This is a genomic window from Streptomyces sp. NPDC087215, from assembly GCF_044744885.1.
Classification (GTDB): Bacteria; Actinomycetota; Actinomycetes; order Streptomycetales; family Streptomycetaceae; genus Streptomyces.
Genome location: NZ_JBIUZD010000004.1, coordinates 197,208 through 211,131, shown reverse-complemented (window position 1 = coordinate 211,131; position 13,924 = coordinate 197,208). Strand labels below are relative to the sequence as shown.

At 72.2% G+C, this 13,924-nt stretch carries 13 protein-coding genes; 8 read left to right on the top strand and 5 right to left on the bottom strand.

Going from position 1 to position 13,924, the window contains the following annotated elements; translation table 11 throughout:
- Positions 1–77: 77 nt before the first annotated feature.
- Positions 78–932, top strand: coding sequence for a tRNA pseudouridine(38-40) synthase TruA (truA, locus tag ACIO92_RS13720; protein ID WP_401236706.1), 855 nt, complete (start codon positions 78–80; stop codon positions 930–932).
- A 41-nt stretch (positions 933–973) separates the two neighbouring features.
- Here truA and ACIO92_RS13715 read toward each other — a convergent pair whose 3' ends face one another.
- Positions 974–1,987, bottom strand: coding sequence for a hypothetical protein (locus tag ACIO92_RS13715; RefSeq protein WP_402281326.1), 1,014 nt, complete (start codon positions 1,985–1,987; stop codon positions 974–976).
- Positions 1,988–2,043: 56 nt separating this feature from the next.
- Here ACIO92_RS13715 and ACIO92_RS13710 point away from each other — a divergent pair, with 56 nt between their 5' ends.
- The 4 genes from ACIO92_RS13710 to glmM all read left to right on the top strand — a co-directional run bounded on the left by ACIO92_RS13710 (position 2,044) and on the right by glmM (position 6,359).
- Entirely contained in the window at positions 2,044–3,666 is a 1,623-nt protein-coding gene (locus ACIO92_RS13710) for an ATP-binding cassette domain-containing protein (protein WP_366439646.1), read from the top strand.
- Between the two features lie 219 nt (positions 3,667–3,885).
- Positions 3,886–4,329 (top strand): 50S ribosomal protein L13, encoded by a 444-nt coding sequence (rplM, locus tag ACIO92_RS13705; protein ID WP_327163733.1) that lies wholly within the window; start codon positions 3,886–3,888, stop codon positions 4,327–4,329.
- A gap of 42 nt (positions 4,330–4,371) precedes the next feature.
- The gene (rpsI, locus tag ACIO92_RS13700) at positions 4,372–4,884 is read left to right on the top strand and encodes a 30S ribosomal protein S9 (protein ID WP_015035601.1); all 513 of its coding nucleotides are present in this window, start codon (positions 4,372–4,374) and stop codon (positions 4,882–4,884) included.
- 116 nt (positions 4,885–5,000) lie between these two features.
- The gene (glmM, locus tag ACIO92_RS13695; RefSeq protein WP_366439645.1) at positions 5,001–6,359 is read left to right on the top strand and encodes a phosphoglucosamine mutase; all 1,359 of its coding nucleotides are present in this window, start codon (positions 5,001–5,003) and stop codon (positions 6,357–6,359) included.
- A 167-nt stretch (positions 6,360–6,526) separates the two neighbouring features.
- Here glmM and ACIO92_RS13690 read toward each other — a convergent pair whose 3' ends face one another.
- Complete coding sequence (locus ACIO92_RS13690; RefSeq protein ID WP_366439644.1) at positions 6,527–7,477, bottom strand: DUF389 domain-containing protein; 951 nt, start codon at positions 7,475–7,477, stop codon at positions 6,527–6,529.
- A 61-nt stretch (positions 7,478–7,538) separates the two neighbouring features.
- Positions 7,539–8,507 carry a type I pantothenate kinase gene (gene coaA, locus ACIO92_RS13685; protein ID WP_366439643.1) on the bottom strand — a complete coding sequence of 323 codons (969 nt, stop codon included), beginning with the start codon at positions 8,505–8,507 and terminating at the stop codon, positions 7,539–7,541.
- A 228-nt stretch (positions 8,508–8,735) separates the two neighbouring features.
- On the opposite strand from coaA, the gene ACIO92_RS13680 reads away from it, so the two are divergent.
- Genes ACIO92_RS13680 through ACIO92_RS13670 form a run of 3 tightly spaced genes read left to right on the top strand, consistent with a single transcriptional unit; the run spans position 8,736 to position 11,754 of the window.
- Positions 8,736–9,491 carry a hypothetical protein gene (locus ACIO92_RS13680; protein ID WP_366439642.1) on the top strand — a complete coding sequence of 252 codons (756 nt, stop codon included), beginning with the start codon at positions 8,736–8,738 and terminating at the stop codon, positions 9,489–9,491.
- Positions 9,492–9,530: 39 nt separating this feature from the next.
- A complete protein-coding gene (gene glmS / locus ACIO92_RS13675) occupies positions 9,531–11,378 on the top strand; it encodes a glutamine--fructose-6-phosphate transaminase (isomerizing) (RefSeq protein WP_366439641.1) in 1,848 nt (615 codons plus the stop codon).
- A 7-nt stretch (positions 11,379–11,385) separates the two neighbouring features.
- A complete protein-coding gene (locus ACIO92_RS13670) occupies positions 11,386–11,754 on the top strand; it encodes a holo-ACP synthase (protein ID WP_366439640.1) in 369 nt (122 codons plus the stop codon).
- Between the two features lie 78 nt (positions 11,755–11,832).
- On the opposite strand, the gene ACIO92_RS13665 is transcribed toward ACIO92_RS13670, so the two are convergent.
- Together ACIO92_RS13665 and ACIO92_RS13660 are read right to left on the bottom strand one after the other, a co-directional pair.
- Complete coding sequence (locus tag ACIO92_RS13665; RefSeq protein ID WP_402281321.1) at positions 11,833–13,356, bottom strand: YncE family protein; 1,524 nt, start codon at positions 13,354–13,356, stop codon at positions 11,833–11,835.
- A complete protein-coding gene (locus tag ACIO92_RS13660) occupies positions 13,353–13,910 on the bottom strand; it encodes a hypothetical protein (RefSeq protein WP_401236715.1) in 558 nt (185 codons plus the stop codon). Before ACIO92_RS13660 ends, ACIO92_RS13665 begins: the two co-directional genes overlap by 4 nt.
- Positions 13,911–13,924 lie beyond the last annotated feature (14 nt).

The window sequence follows — 13,924 nt, the reverse complement described above, 5'->3', positions numbered from 1 at the left end:
TTCCGACTGTTCTCGTGTGCGGGCCCGTACCCCCTTGGGGTGCGGGCCCGCACCCGTGTCTCTGAGAGGATCTTCGCGTGAGCGATGACGTGCAGGACGGTTACGTACGGGTGCGGCTCGACCTGTCGTACGACGGCAAGGACTTCTCCGGCTGGGCCAAGCAGGCGCAGGGGCGGCGGACGGTGCAGGGCGACATCGAGGACGCCCTGCGGACCGTGACCCGCGCCAAGGAGACGTACGAGCTGACCGTGGCCGGCCGGACCGACTCCGGGGTGCACGCGCGCGGGCAGGTCGCCCATGTCGATCTTCCCGTCGAGGTGTGGGCCGAGCACCGGGACAAGCTGCTCAGGCGGCTCGCCGGGCGGCTCTCCCACGACGTCAGGATCTGGTCCCTCACCGAGGCCCCCAGCGGGTTCAACGCGCGGTTCTCCGCGATCTGGCGCCGCTACGCCTACCGCGTCACCGACGACCCGGGCGGGGTGGACCCGCTGCTCCGCGGACACGTCCTGTGGCACGACTGGGCCCTCGACATGGACGCCATGAACGAGGCCGCCGCCGCGCTCGTCGGCGAGCACGACTTCGCCGCGTACTGCAAGCGCCGCGAGGGCGCCACCACCATCCGCACCCTCCAGGAGCTGCGCTGGGAGCGGCGGGCCGACGGGGTGCTCGAAGCCACCGTGAAGGCCGACGCCTTCTGCCACAACATGGTCCGCTCGCTGGTCGGCGCCCTGCTGTTCGTCGGCGACGGGCACCGGTCGGCCGACTGGCCCGGCAAGGTCCTCGCGGCCGGTGTCCGGGACTCGGCCGTGCACGTCGTACGGCCCCACGGGCTCACCCTCGAAGAGGTCGGCTACCCGGCGGACGAGCTGCTGGCCGCCCGCAACCGGGAGGCCCGCAACAAGCGCACCCTGCCCGGCGCGGGCTGCTGCTGAGCACGGGGCGGTCCCGGCCCGAGCCCCCCGCCCGGCGCGGGCTACGGGGCCGGGGTCCGGGCCGCCGCGCGGGCCTGGGCGCGGCCGTGGGCGTAGATCTGGTTGAAGGCGAAGGTGCCGAGGTCGTCGCTGGCCTGGAAGACCGGTGCGTCGGCGGTGGTGACCTTCCTGCCGTCGGTGAATCCGGCCTGGGTGAAGTAGGCGTAGCGGCCGATCGCGTTCGCCCGGCGGAGGCAGATCGTGCCGTGGCAGAAGTCGCCGACGCCCGCGCCCGCCAGGGGGGCGATGCCGCCCTTGGCCTGGTTCTTCACCTTGAGGGCCGCGGTCTCGGAGGGCAGGACGGCCACGCCGACGGTGATCGCCACGCCGTCCTTGACGTAGGTGGCGCGCAGCACCCGCCGACAGCCGTTGGCCTTGAGGAGGGCGCCGAGGGTGCCCTGGGTGACGGCCGCGCAGTCGGTCGTGGCGGCGGTCGCTCCCTTCGTGTAGGGGCGCTTGTCCATGGTCAGCTTCTTGCCCGGGAAGAGGCCCTCGGTGGTCAGCGGGGCCTTGTCCTTCTTCGGGTCGGAGATGTAGTCCTTCGGGTTCGGCGGGGGCGGCGGCGCCACCGAGGAGAAGGTCGGCTCGGGGGTGGGGGAGCCGGTGGGGGCGGCCGTGCCGGTGGGGCCCCCGCCGTTCCCGGCCCCGTCGTTCTTCTTGCCGGTGGCGACCACGGCGGTCGCGACGATCGCGCCGACGGCCAGTGCGGCGACCGCGCCGCCGCCGATCACCAGCCAGCGCCTGCGCCGGTCACGGGAGGCGGAGGCGTCGGCGAGGGCGCCCCAGTCGGGGGTCCCGGTCCCGCCGCCCGGGGCGCCGGGGAAGGGCTCGGGGCCGGGGCCCTGTCCGTGGCCCTGCTGCCCGTACGGTCCCGGCGGGGGCTGTCCGGGGCCGGGCTGTCCGCCGTATCCCGGCTGCCGGCCGTACCCCGGCTGCCCCTGCGGCTGCTGCCCGTACCCCTGCCCCTGCTGCCCCTGCGGCGGCTCCTGCGGCCACTGCGGTCCCCCAAAGCTCATGCCGCGCATCCTAAACCGGTTGGGCCGGGGCCGGGCGGGCGGCGACAATGCACCTCATGGGACATGTCGAGGCCGCGCATCTGGAGTACTACCTTCCCGACGGGAGGGTCCTGCTCGGGGACGCCTCCTTCCGGGTGGGCGAAGGGGCCGTCGTCGCCCTGGTCGGCGCCAACGGCGCCGGGAAGACCACCCTGCTGAGGCTGATCGCCGGGGACCTCCAGCCGCACGGCGGTTCCGTCAAGGTCAGCGGCGGGCTCGGTGTGATGCCGCAGTTCGTGGGCTCCGTACGGGACGAGTCGACCGTCCGTGACCTGCTGGTCTCGGTGGCGCACCCGCGCATCCGGGAGGCCGCGGCGGCCGTGGACGAGGCCGAGCACCTGATCATGACGGTCGACGACGAGGCCGCGCAGATGAAGTACGCGCAGGCCCTCGCGGACTGGGCCGAGGTGCAGGGGTACGAGGCCGAGACCCTCTGGGACATCTGCACCGTGGCCGCGCTCGGGATGCCGTACGAGAAGGCGCAGTTCCGGCAGGTCAGGACCTTGTCCGGCGGTGAGCAGAAGCGGCTGGTCCTGGAGTCGCTGCTGCGCGGCTCCGACGAGGTGCTGCTCCTGGACGAGCCGGACAACTATCTGGACGTGCCCGGCAAGCGGTGGCTGGAGGAGCGGCTGCGGGAGACCCGCAAGACCGTCCTGTTCATCTCGCACGACCGGGAGCTGCTCTCCCGGGGCGCGCAGAAGATCATCGCGGTGGAGCCGGGGCCCGCGGGCTCGGACGTGTGGGTGCACGGCGGTGGCTTCGACACCTTCCACGAGGCGCGGCGGGAGCGGTTCGCCCGCTTCGAGGAGCTGAAGCGGCGCTGGGAGGAGAAGCACGCCCAGCTGAAGAAGCTGGTCGTCACCCTCCGGCAGGCGGCGGCGATCAGCCATGAGCTGGCCTCGCGGTACGCGGCGGCGCAGACGCGGCTGCGGAAGTTCGAGGAGGCGGGGCCGCCGCCCGAGCCGCCGCGCGAGCAGGACATCCGGATGCGGCTGCGCGGCGGACGTACCGGTGTACGCGCTGTGACCTGCGAGAACCTTGAGCTGACGGGGCTGATGAAGCCCTTCTCGCTGGAGGTCTTCTACGGGGAGCGGGTCGCCGTCCTGGGCTCGAACGGGTCGGGCAAGTCGCACTTCCTGCGGCTGCTGGCCGGGGACCCGTCGGTCGCGCACACGGGCGCCTGGAAGCTGGGGGCGCGGGTCGTCCCCGGGCACTTCGCGCAGACCCACGCGCATCCGGAGCTGACCGGGCGCCCGCTGGTGGACATCCTGTGGACGGAGCACGCCAAGGACCGGGGCGGGGCGATGTCGATGCTGCGCCGGTACGAGCTGGAGCGGCAGGGCGACCAGTCGTTCGACAAGCTGTCCGGCGGGCAGCAGGCCCGGTTCCAGATCCTGCTCCTGGAGCTGGCGGGGACGACGGCGCTGCTGCTCGACGAGCCGACGGACAACCTGGACCTGGAGTCGGCGGAAGCACTCCAGGACGGTCTGGAGGCGTACGAGGGCACGGTCCTCGCGGTCACCCACGACCGCTGGTTCGCCAAGTCGTTCGACCGGTACCTGGTCTTCGGTTCGGACGGCGTGGTGCGGGAGACCACGGAGCCGGTGTGGGACGAGCGGCGGGTGGAGCGGGCGCGGTAGGCCCGGCGCGTTTTGACCCGTCCGGGGTGGCGCGGGTAGTGTTGCGGTTTGTTATGCGTATTGGCTTCGTCGTTCTCGTACGAAAGGCCCTTGCGCAGGTTCCCTGGAGCAGTTACCAGTGGCTCGCATACGGGCGGTGTCCCGGCAGTGCAGGCCCAAGCTGCATGATCGCTTCAGGTGTGTCTGGACTCCATCCACTGAAGAAGCGAAGGCTACGAAGTGCGTACGTACAGCCCCAAGCCCGGCGATGTCACTCGCCAGTGGCACATCATCGACGCGCAGGACATCGTCCTGGGCCGTCTGGCGACCACGGCTGCGAACCTCCTCCGAGGCAAGCACAAGCCGATCTACGCCCCCCACATGGACATGGGCGACTTCGTCATCATCATCAACGCTGACAAGGTCCACCTCTCGGGCAACAAGAAGACCCAGAAGCTGGCGTACCGCCACTCCGGCTTCCCGGGTGGTCTGCGCTCCGTCCGTTACGACGAGCTGCTGTCCAAGAACCCCGAGAAGGCCGTCGAGAAGGCCATCAAGGGCATGATCCCCAAGAACACCCTGGGCCGTCAGATGATCTCGAAGCTGAAGGTCTACGCGGGCGAGAACCACCCGCACGCTGCGCAGCAGCCGGTCCCGTTCGAGATCACCCAGGTCGCGCAGTAGTTCCGGCCACCCCCTAAGAACGAAAGAAATCTGAGGAGCATCGTGGCCGAGACCACCCCCGAGACCCCCGTCGACGAGTTCGAGGGCGTTGAGGAGTACACCACCGAGACCGAGCTCGTCGAGGGTGAGTACACCTCCGAGTCGCTCGCGTCCCGCTTCGGCGACCCGCAGCCGGCCGCCGGCCTGGGCCGTCGCAAGAACGCCATCGCCCGCGTCCGGATCGTTCCGGGCACCGGCAAGTGGAAGATCAACGGTCGCACCCTTGAGGACTACTTCCCCAACAAGGTGCACCAGCAGGAAGTCAACGAGCCCTTCAAGGTGCTCGAGCTCGACAACCGCTACGACGTCATCGCCCGCATCGCGGGTGGCGGTGTCTCCGGTCAGGCCGGCGCCCTGCGCCTCGGTGTGGCCCGTGCGCTGAACGAGGCGGACGTCGAGAACAACCGCCCGGCGCTGAAGAAGGCCGGCTTCCTCTCCCGCGACGACCGTGCGGTCGAGCGCAAGAAGGCCGGTCTCAAGAAGGCCCGTAAGGCCCCGCAGTACAGCAAGCGCTAATCGCCTGCTCGGTCTGCATCTCGTACGCCCCGGCGGCACTGTCCGTGCCGTCGGGGCGTACGTTTTTTTCACCATCTCTCGCATCCAGCTCGGGCACGTACTTTCGGAGGACAGCTGTGGGACGACTCTTCGGCACGGACGGCGTGCGCGGTCTGGCCAACGCGGACCTGACGGCGGAGCTCGCGCTCGGCCTGTCCGTCGCGGCGGCGCACGTACTCGCCGAGGCGGGCACCTTCGCGGGCCATCGGCCGACCGCGGTGGTCGGGCGTGACCCCCGCGCGTCCGGAGAGTTCCTCGAAGCCGCCGTGGTGGCCGGGCTGGCCAGCGCGGGCGTCGACGTCCTCCGCGTCGGGGTGCTGCCCACCCCCGCCGTCGCCCACCTCACCGGCGTCCTCGGCGCCGACCTCGGCGTGATGCTCTCCGCCAGCCACAACGCCATGCCCGACAACGGCATCAAGTTCTTCGCGCGCGGCGGCCACAAGCTCGCCGACGAGCTGGAGGACGGGATCGAGGCCGTCTACGAGGAGCACCGCACCGGTGCCCCGTGGGAGCGCCCGACCGGTGCCGGTGTCGGCCGCGTCCGCGACTACGACGAGGGCTTCGACACCTACGTCGCCCACCTCATCGCCGTCCTCCCCAACCGTCTCGACGGCCTCAAGGTCGTGCTCGACGAGGCCCACGGCGCCGCCGCCCGCGTCTCGCCCGAAGCCTTCTCCCGGGCCGGTGCCGAGGTCGTCACCATCGGCGCCCGCCCCGACGGCCTCAACATCAACGACGGCTGCGGCTCCACCCACCTGGAACTGCTCCGCGCCGCCGTCGTCGAGCACGGCGCCGACCTGGGCATCGCCCACGACGGCGACGCCGACCGCTGCCTGGCCGTGGACGCCGGGGGCAACGAGATCGACGGCGACCAGATCCTCGCCGTGCTCGCCCTCGCCATGCGCGAGGCCGGGACGCTCCGGGGCGACACCGTCGTCGCGACCGTCATGTCCAACCTGGGCTTCAAGCTGGCCATGGAGGCCGAGGGCCTGAACCTCGTCCAGACCGCGGTCGGCGACCGGTACGTCCTGGAGTCCATGAAGGAGCACGGCTACGCGCTCGGCGGCGAGCAGTCCGGGCACGTCATCGTCCTCGACCACGCCACCACCGGCGACGGCACCCTCACCGGTCTGATGCTGGCCGCGCGCGTTGCCGCCACCGGGAAGTCCCTCGCCGAGCTCGCGGGCGTGATGGAGCGGCTGCCGCAGATCCTCATCAACGTCCCCGACGTCGACAAGTCCCGGGTGAAGACCTCCGGCGACCTGGCCGCCGCCGTCATCGCCGCCGAGCAGGAGCTGGGCTCCACCGGCCGTGTCCTGCTGCGCCCCTCCGGCACCGAGCCGCTGGTCCGCGTCATGGTCGAGGCCGCCGACATCGAGCAGGCCCGCGCGGTCGCGGAGCGCCTCGCGGACGCCGTGAAGTCGGCGCTGGGCTAGGCCGCCTCCTCCGGAGCGAGCCTTTCCGAGGCGCCGTCATACGGCGGGAGGCCCCGCCGCACCGGACTTCCGGCGCGGCGGGGCCTCCTCGCGTGCGGGTCTCCTCGCGTGCGGGCCTTCTCGCGTAAGGGCCCCGGGGCGGGCGGGCCTCCCGGGAACGCCCGGCCTCAGCCCCTGCGCGGGCGCCGGGAGAACCGGCCGCGCAGCTTCCGCCACAGCGTCTTCTGGACGAGCAGGGTCGCCGTGCCCGCGAGCAGGATGCCCAGCAGATTGAGCAGCAGCTGTCCGATCGAACCGGCCATCTGGGCGAACTCGCCGTAGCCGAGGGCGACCGCCGCGTTCGCCGCCGCCGGGATCGTGGTCACCGAGATCGCCACGCCCACCAGCGCGCCCGACTTCGACGAGGTCAGCGAGAGGGTGCCCGCCGCGCCCGCGAGGAGCGCCACCACGAACGAGAACGCGTCCGGCTGCCAGATGAAGCCGGTCTGCGGACGCGGCCCGTCCAGCATCTCCTTCCCGAACAGGTTCAGCTGGTCCATCAGCAGACTGAACGCGGTCGTCACCAGGATCGCCGAGGCGAAGCCGACGAGGAGCGCGGTCAGCGAGCGGACCGCCAGCCTCGGCGCCCGCTGCACGATCGCCGTGCACACCCCGGCGAGCGGGCCGAACTCCGGTCCGACCGCCATGGCGCCCACCATCAGGATCGCGTTGTCCAGGACGACACCGCAGGCCGCGATCATCGTCGCCAGGGCCATGAACGAGAGGTACGTGAAGGAGAGCGTCGACTCCTCGTGGGTCGACTCCGCGAGCTGCTCCCAGATCACGGCGTCCGCGCCCTCGCCCGGAGCCTCCTCCTCGGCGGTGTCCGCGCGGGTGGACATCGACAGGTCGATGTTCTCCACCGCGATCGACCCGTCCTGATCGATCCTCATCCCGCGCAGCCCGTGCAGCAGTTCGTCGGCCGACTCGCGGGCCGCGTCGCACAGGACCAGGTCGCCGACGGGGTCCCGGGCGGCCCCGGGCAGCACCACCAGATGGGTGGTGCCGACCGTGGACTCGATCAGGTCGACCGCCGAAGCGGTCCGGTCGGGCGGGACGATCATCCGCAGATGCAGCATGTCCCGAGCTTACGGAGCCCGGGGCGCCCGACGGGGCCCCCGGGCCCACGGGCCCGGGGCGTCAGAGCTTGCGCAGGCTCAGCCGCTGCACCTTGTGGTCGGGGCCCTTGCGGACCACGAGCGTCGCCCGGCCGCGCGTCGGGGCCACGTTCTCCAGCAGGTTGACCTTGTTGATGGTCCGCCACATGGTGCGGGCGTAGTCGAGCGCCTCCTCCTCGGAGACCCGGGTGTACCGCTGGAAGTACGAGGACGGGTTCTGGAACGCGGTGTCGCGCAGCTTCCGGAAGCGGTTGAGGTACCAGCGTTCGATGTCCTCGGGGCGGGCGTCCACGTACACCGAGAAGTCGAAGTAGTCGGCGAGCCCGACCCTGGTCCTGCCGTCCTGGCCGGGCAGGGCGGGCTGGAGGACGTTCAGCCCCTCCACGATCAGGATGTCGGGGCGGCGGACCACCAGGCGTTCGCCGGGCACCCGGTCGTAGATCAGGTGGGAGTACACCGGGGCGGAGACCTCCGGCTTGCCCGCCTTGATGTCCGCGACGAACCGGGTCAGCGCCCGGCGGTCGTACGACTCGGGGAAGCCCTTGCGGGACATCAGGCCGCGCGCCTTCAGCTCGGCCATCGGGTACAGGAAGGCGTCCGTGGTGACCAGCTCCACCCGGGGGTGCTCCGGCCAGCGGGCGAGGAGGGCCTGCAGGAGCCGGGAGACCGTCGACTTGCCGACCGCGACCGAACCGGCGACCCCTATGACGAACGGCGTGCCGTGCTGCTCGGCGGTCTCGCCGAGGAAGGTGTTCAGGGCGCCCCGCAGCCCGCTGGTGGCCTGCACGTACAGATTGAGCAGCCGCGACAGCGGAAGGTAGACGTCCCGCACCTCGTCGAGGTCGATGACGTCCCCGAGCCCGCGCAGCCGCTCGACCTCCTCGGCGGTCAGCGGCAGCGGGGTCTTGTCGCGCAGAGCGCTCCACTCGGCCCGGGTGAGGTCGACGTAGGGGCTCGCCCCGTGGGAGCTCCGTGGCGGCGAAGTGATCACCCCGCCATTGTCCCGGCTGAGCGGGGGTGCGGGAGGTCCCGCGAGGGTGGAGTGGGTCACGCCGGAGTGAGGCGGGTCACGCGCCAAATCGATTTGCCCGCGCCCCGCCACCCGGGTGATCCTTTGACGGTTCCGCGTGGGTGCCGACTTCTTCACGCGGGGGGGGAGCCGCCGTTCGGCGGCGTGACGAGACCACGAAGAGAAGAGTCACCGCAGATGCGTACGCCCATGAGAAACGCCGCCGTCGCCGCCACCGCCGTCTCCCTCGCGCTGCTCGTCAGCGCGTGCGGCGGGGAGAAGACCGACTCGGGCAAGGGCGGGACCACCGTCAAGGAGACCCCGGCCGCCACCGCGACGAGCGCCCCGGCGGCCAAGGCCCTCTCCGCCGCCGAGCTGGACAAGCTGATCGTGACGCAGGCCGACCTCAAGGGCCACAAGGTGCAGAAGGCCGGTGCCGAGGACGTCGTACCGGCCGCCCAGGTCAGCGCGGACAAGGCCGACTGCACGCCGATCGCCCACGCGATGTCCTTCGTCTCGCCCGGCGCGCCCGCCGCGTCGGCGCAGCGCAAGGTGCTCGCCGAGCCCAAGAAGGACGCGTCGGCCTCTCCCGAGGAGGCGATCCTCGGCGGTCTCGGCGTCCAGGTCACCGCCGTCACCCTCGGCTCGTACGAGGGCCAGGGCGCCCAGGACGCCTTCGCCTCGGTGAAGACCGCCGCGACCGCCTGCGCGGGCGGCTTCTCGGTCGTCCACGGCAAGGAGAAGACGAAGATCTCCAAGGTCGCCCCGGACAGCGTCACCGCCGGGGACGAGTCGGTCGCCCTCACCGTCACCACCGACATGGAGGGCGAGCCGTTCGTCAGCAAGCTCGTCGTCTTCCGCAAGGGCAACACCCTGGCGTCCTTCTCCTCGATCAGCCTCGCCCCCGGCGGCGTCAAGGAGGCCCCGAAGGCCGTGGTCGACGCGCAGGCGGCCAAGCTGGGCTGAGTCCGGCCATCCGGGCATCTCGCGCCTTACTCTTCCGACATGTGCGGAATCGTGGGATACGTCGGCGGGCAGTCGGCGCTTGATGTGGTGGTCGCGGGCCTCAAGAGGCTCGAATACCGGGGCTACGACTCGGCCGGTGTCGCGGTGCTCTCCGACGGTGGGCTCGCCGCGGCCAAGAAGGCGGGCAAGCTCGTCAACCTGGAGAAGGAACTCGTCGAACGGCCGCTGGCGGGCGGCTCCGTGGGTGTCGGGCACACCCGCTGGGCCACCCACGGCGGCCCCACCGACGCCAACGCGCACCCCCATCTGGACAACGCGGGGCGCGTCGCCGTCGTCCACAACGGCATCATCGAGAACTTCGCCGTCCTGCGCGAGGAACTCACCGAGCGCGGCCACGACCTGACGTCCGAGACGGACACCGAGGTCGTGGCCCACCTCCTCGCCGAGGAGTTCTCCTCGGCGGGCGACCTGGCCGAGGCCATGAGGCTGGTGTGCCGCCGCCTCGAAGGGGCCTTCACCCTGGTCGCCGTGCACGCCGACCAGCCCGACGTGGTCGTCGGCGCCCGCCGGAACTCGCCGCTCGTCGTCGGCGTCGGGGAGGGCGAGAACTTCCTCGCCTCCGACGTGTCCGCCTTCATCGCCCACACCCGCTCGGCCGTCGAACTCGGCCAGGACCAGGTCGTCGAGCTGACCCGGGACGGCGTCACCGTCACCGACTTCGACGGGGCGCCCGCCGAGGTCCGCGCCTTCCACGTCGACTGGGACGCCTCCGCCGCCGAGAAGGGCGGCTACGACCACTTCATGCTCAAGGAGATCGCCGAGCAGCCGAAGGCCGTCGCCGACACCCTCCTCGGCCGGATCGGCTCCGACGGGCGCCTCGTCCTGGACGAGGTGCGCATCCCCGACAGCGTCCTGCGCGAGGCCGACAAGATCGTCATCATCGCCTGCGGCACCGCCTTCCACGCCGGGCTCATCGCCAAGTACGCCATCGAGCACTGGACCCGCATCCCCTGCGAGGTCGAGCTGGCCAGCGAGTTCCGCTACCGCGACCCCATCCTCGGCCAGCGCACCCTGGTCGTCGCGATCTCCCAGTCCGGCGAGACCATGGACACCCTCATGGCCCTGCGGCACGCCCGCGAGCAGGGCGCGAAGGTCCTCGCCGTCTGCAACACCAACGGCTCGACGATCCCCCGGGAGTCCGACGCCGTCCTCTACACCCACGCCGGGCCCGAGGTCGCCGTCGCCTCCACCAAGGCCTTCCTCACCCAGCTCGTCGCCTGCTACCTCCTCGCCCTCTACCTCGGGCAGGTCCGGGGCACCCAGTGGGGCGACGAGATCGACTCCGTCGTCCGCGACCTGGCCCGCATCGGCGACGACGTCGAGCGCGTCCTGGAGACCATGGAGCCGGTCCGGGCCCTCGCCCGCTCCCTCGCCGACAAGGACACCGTGCTCTTCCTCGGCCGTCACGTCGGCTACCCGGTCGCCCTCGAAGGCGCCCTGAAGCTCAAGGAACTCGCCTACATGCACGCGGAGGGCTTCGCCGCCGGAGAGCTCAAGCACGGGCCGATCGCCCTCATCGAGCAGGACCTGCCGGTCGTCGTCGTGGTCCCCTCGCCCAAGGGCCGTTCGGTCCTCCACGACAAGATCGTCTCCAACATCCAGGAGATCCGGGCCCGGGGCGCCCGTACGATCGTCATTGCCGAGGAGGGCGACGAGACCGTCGTCCCGTACGCCGACCACCTCATCCGGGTCCCCGTCACGCCTACGCTGCTCCAGCCGCTGGTCTCCACCGTGCCGCTCCAGGTCTTCGCCTGCGAGCTCGCCACCGCGCGGGGCAACGAGGTCGACCAGCCGCGCAACCTGGCCAAATCCGTGACCGTGGAGTGAGTGGGAAATGATCATTGGGGTGGGGATCGACGTGGCGGAGATCGACCGCTTCGCCGCGTCGATCGAACGGACGCCGGGGCTGCTCCAGCGCCTCTTCGTCGAACGGGAGCTGCTGCTGCCCAGCGGCGAACGGCGTGGACCGGCCTCGCTCGCGGTGCGGTTCGCCGCGAAGGAGGCCCTGGCGAAGGCGCTCGGCGCGCCCGGGGGGCTGCACTGGACCGACGCCGAGGTGTACGTCGAGGGCACGGGCCAGCCCCGGCTGCGGGTCAAGGGCACGGTGGCGGCCCGCGCCGCCGAACTGGGCGTGAGGCACTGGCACGTATCCCTCAGCCATGACGCGGGCGTCGCTTCGGCGGTGGTGATCGCGGAGGGCTGAGCGGGGCGCGTGCGTACGAGGGCCCGGCCGTTCCCCCGGAACGGCCGGGCCCTCGTAGGTCCGGGTGCGGTACGTGCCTCAGGAGTTCCGGGCCGTCCGGGCGCGACGGGCCAGGACGAGGGCGCCTGCACCGAGTGCGGCGAGGGTCGCCGCGGTGAGGGCGACGGGCAGGGCGGGGCCGCCGGTGGCGGCGAGACCGCCGCCCGAGCTGGTGGAGGGGCCTGAGCCGCCTGAGCCGGTGGAGCCGCCGGAGTCACCGGAGTCACCGGAGCCGCCGGTCCCGGGCGGGTCGTCGGGGCCGGTCGTGCCGGGCGGCGTACCGGGGGTGACGGTCGGGTCGGGGGTGCCGGTGGGCTGCCCGGTGGGGGTCGGCTCCCCGGTCGGGGTGGGGCCGGTCGGCGTCGGGGTCGTCGGCTGATCGGTGGGTGTCGGGGTCGGGCCCGTGGGCCCGCCGGTCGGGGTCGGGGTCGGCTCCGGCGGGCCGCCGGTCGGGGTCGGGTCCGTGGGGCCCTCGGTCGGGGTCGGTGTCGGGGTCGGCTCCGTAGGGGTCGGGGTGGGTTCCTCCGTCGGCGTCGGGGTCTTCCGTACGGTCTGGGTCACCGCGCCGCCCGCCACCGTGTAGAGCGTGTGCTCGCGCGGGTCCAGGGCCAGGGCCGAGGGGCGTTCGCCGGTGGGGACGGTCTCCGTGACCGTGCCGGTGGCCGGGTCCACGACCGCCACGGACGAGGCGCCGGTCCTGGCCGCGTACAGGGTCGAGGTCCCCGGGTCGTACGCCAGGGCCTTCGGGTTGCCGCCGACCGTGATGCCCCCGGTGACCCGCAGGTCCGTCAGGTCGACGACCGAGACCGTACCGGCGGCGAGGTGGGCCACGTACCCCGTGCGGCCGACCGGGTCGACCGTGACGCCCATGCTGCCGAGGGCGGTGCTGCCGAGGCTGACGGTGCCGGTGAGGCGGCCGGTGGCACCGTCCACGGCGTTCAGGACGTTCCGGTAGACGACCGCCCCGTTCTCGACGGCGCCGCCGACATAGGTCGCGTACCCCGTGTGGCGGACGGTGTCGACGGCGAGTCCCGCCGGGTGGAAGGGGAGCACGGCCGGGGGCCCGACCGGCGCGCCGGTCGCGGTGTCGTGGACCGTGACCGACCTGGCCGCCTGGTTCCCGACGTACAGCCGCCCCTGCTCGGGGTCCGCGGCGAGGAGCGAGACGCTGCCCTCGACCGGGATGCGGTCGTCGGTGAGGGTGCGGCGCGCGGTGTCGTAGACGGCGATGCGGGTCGACAGGCCGAGGTACAGGACGCCGTCGGCGCCGAGGGCCATCACGGTGGCCGGGGACGGGAGTCCGACCGGGTCCCCGATCCGGGCGCCGGTGGCCGTGTCGTACGTGGTGAGGAGGTGCGAGGCGCCGTCGCTGCTGCTCACATGGAGGCGCCCGGCGGCCGGATCGACCTCGGCGTCGAGGGCGGCGCCGAGCGGCGGGACGATCGTACGGACGGTCTCGTGCACGGGACCGGGGGCGGGAGCCGGGCCGGAGGCCGGGCCCCCGGCCGCCGCCGCGCCCGTGAGGGCGAGCACGGCGGCGGCCGTCAGAAGGGCGGTTCTCACTGGAAGGTCACCGGCACGTAGACGTCGTACTTGCGGTCGGAGCTGTCGAAGTGGTCGGCGCGGGTGACGATCGCACAGGTCACGCCCGCCTTTCCGCAGGTGACGGTGTCGGAGATCTTCGCCTTGACGTGGATCTGGACGGAGAAGGAGCCCAGCCCGGCGGACTCGGTGAACGGGGAGGAGTTGGACGGGGACATCCAGTACCAGTCGCTGTTCACCCAGTGGGAGGCACCGGTGGTGCCGGTCTCGTCCTGCCCGCCGAGGCAGGGGGTGGGCTTGCTGTTCCAGGTGCTGGGATCGGCGGTGTTCACCCCCGCGGGTATCGCGCAGAGGCCCACGTAGACGCCCTGGTCGGGGTTGTAACCGGTGCCGCTGACGGTGACGTTGGTGCCGGTGGCCGCCGCGGTGTTCGGGGCCGTGAGGGCGAGGGTGTAGGTGCGGGTGCCGTCGGTGACGGTGCGCTGCGCGGTGGCGGCGGACGCGGTGGAGGCGAGGCCGAGGGTGAGGGCCGCGGCGGAGGCGAGGGTGAGGGCGGAACGGGTGACGGTGCGCATGGCGGAGCGGGCCT

Bases quoted from the DNA above. Each gene is read 5' to 3' on its own strand.
- ACIO92_RS13715 (WP_402281326.1), bottom strand. From the start codon at position 1,987: ATGAGCTTTGGGGGACCGCAGTGGCCGCAGGAGCCGCCGCAGGGGCAG.
- ACIO92_RS13670 (WP_366439640.1), top strand. From the start codon at position 11,386: ATGATCATTGGGGTGGGGATCGACGTGGCGGAGATCGACCGCTTCGCC.
- ACIO92_RS13710 (WP_366439646.1), top strand. From the start codon at position 2,044: ATGGGACATGTCGAGGCCGCGCATCTGGAGTACTACCTTCCCGACGGG.
- ACIO92_RS13660 (WP_401236715.1), bottom strand. From the start codon at position 13,910: ATGCGCACCGTCACCCGTTCCGCCCTCACCCTCGCCTCCGCCGCGGCC.
- ACIO92_RS13690 (WP_366439644.1), bottom strand. From the start codon at position 7,477: ATGCTGCATCTGCGGATGATCGTCCCGCCCGACCGGACCGCTTCGGCG.
- glmS (WP_366439641.1), top strand. From the start codon at position 9,531: ATGTGCGGAATCGTGGGATACGTCGGCGGGCAGTCGGCGCTTGATGTG.
- ACIO92_RS13680 (WP_366439642.1), top strand. From the start codon at position 8,736: ATGAGAAACGCCGCCGTCGCCGCCACCGCCGTCTCCCTCGCGCTGCTC.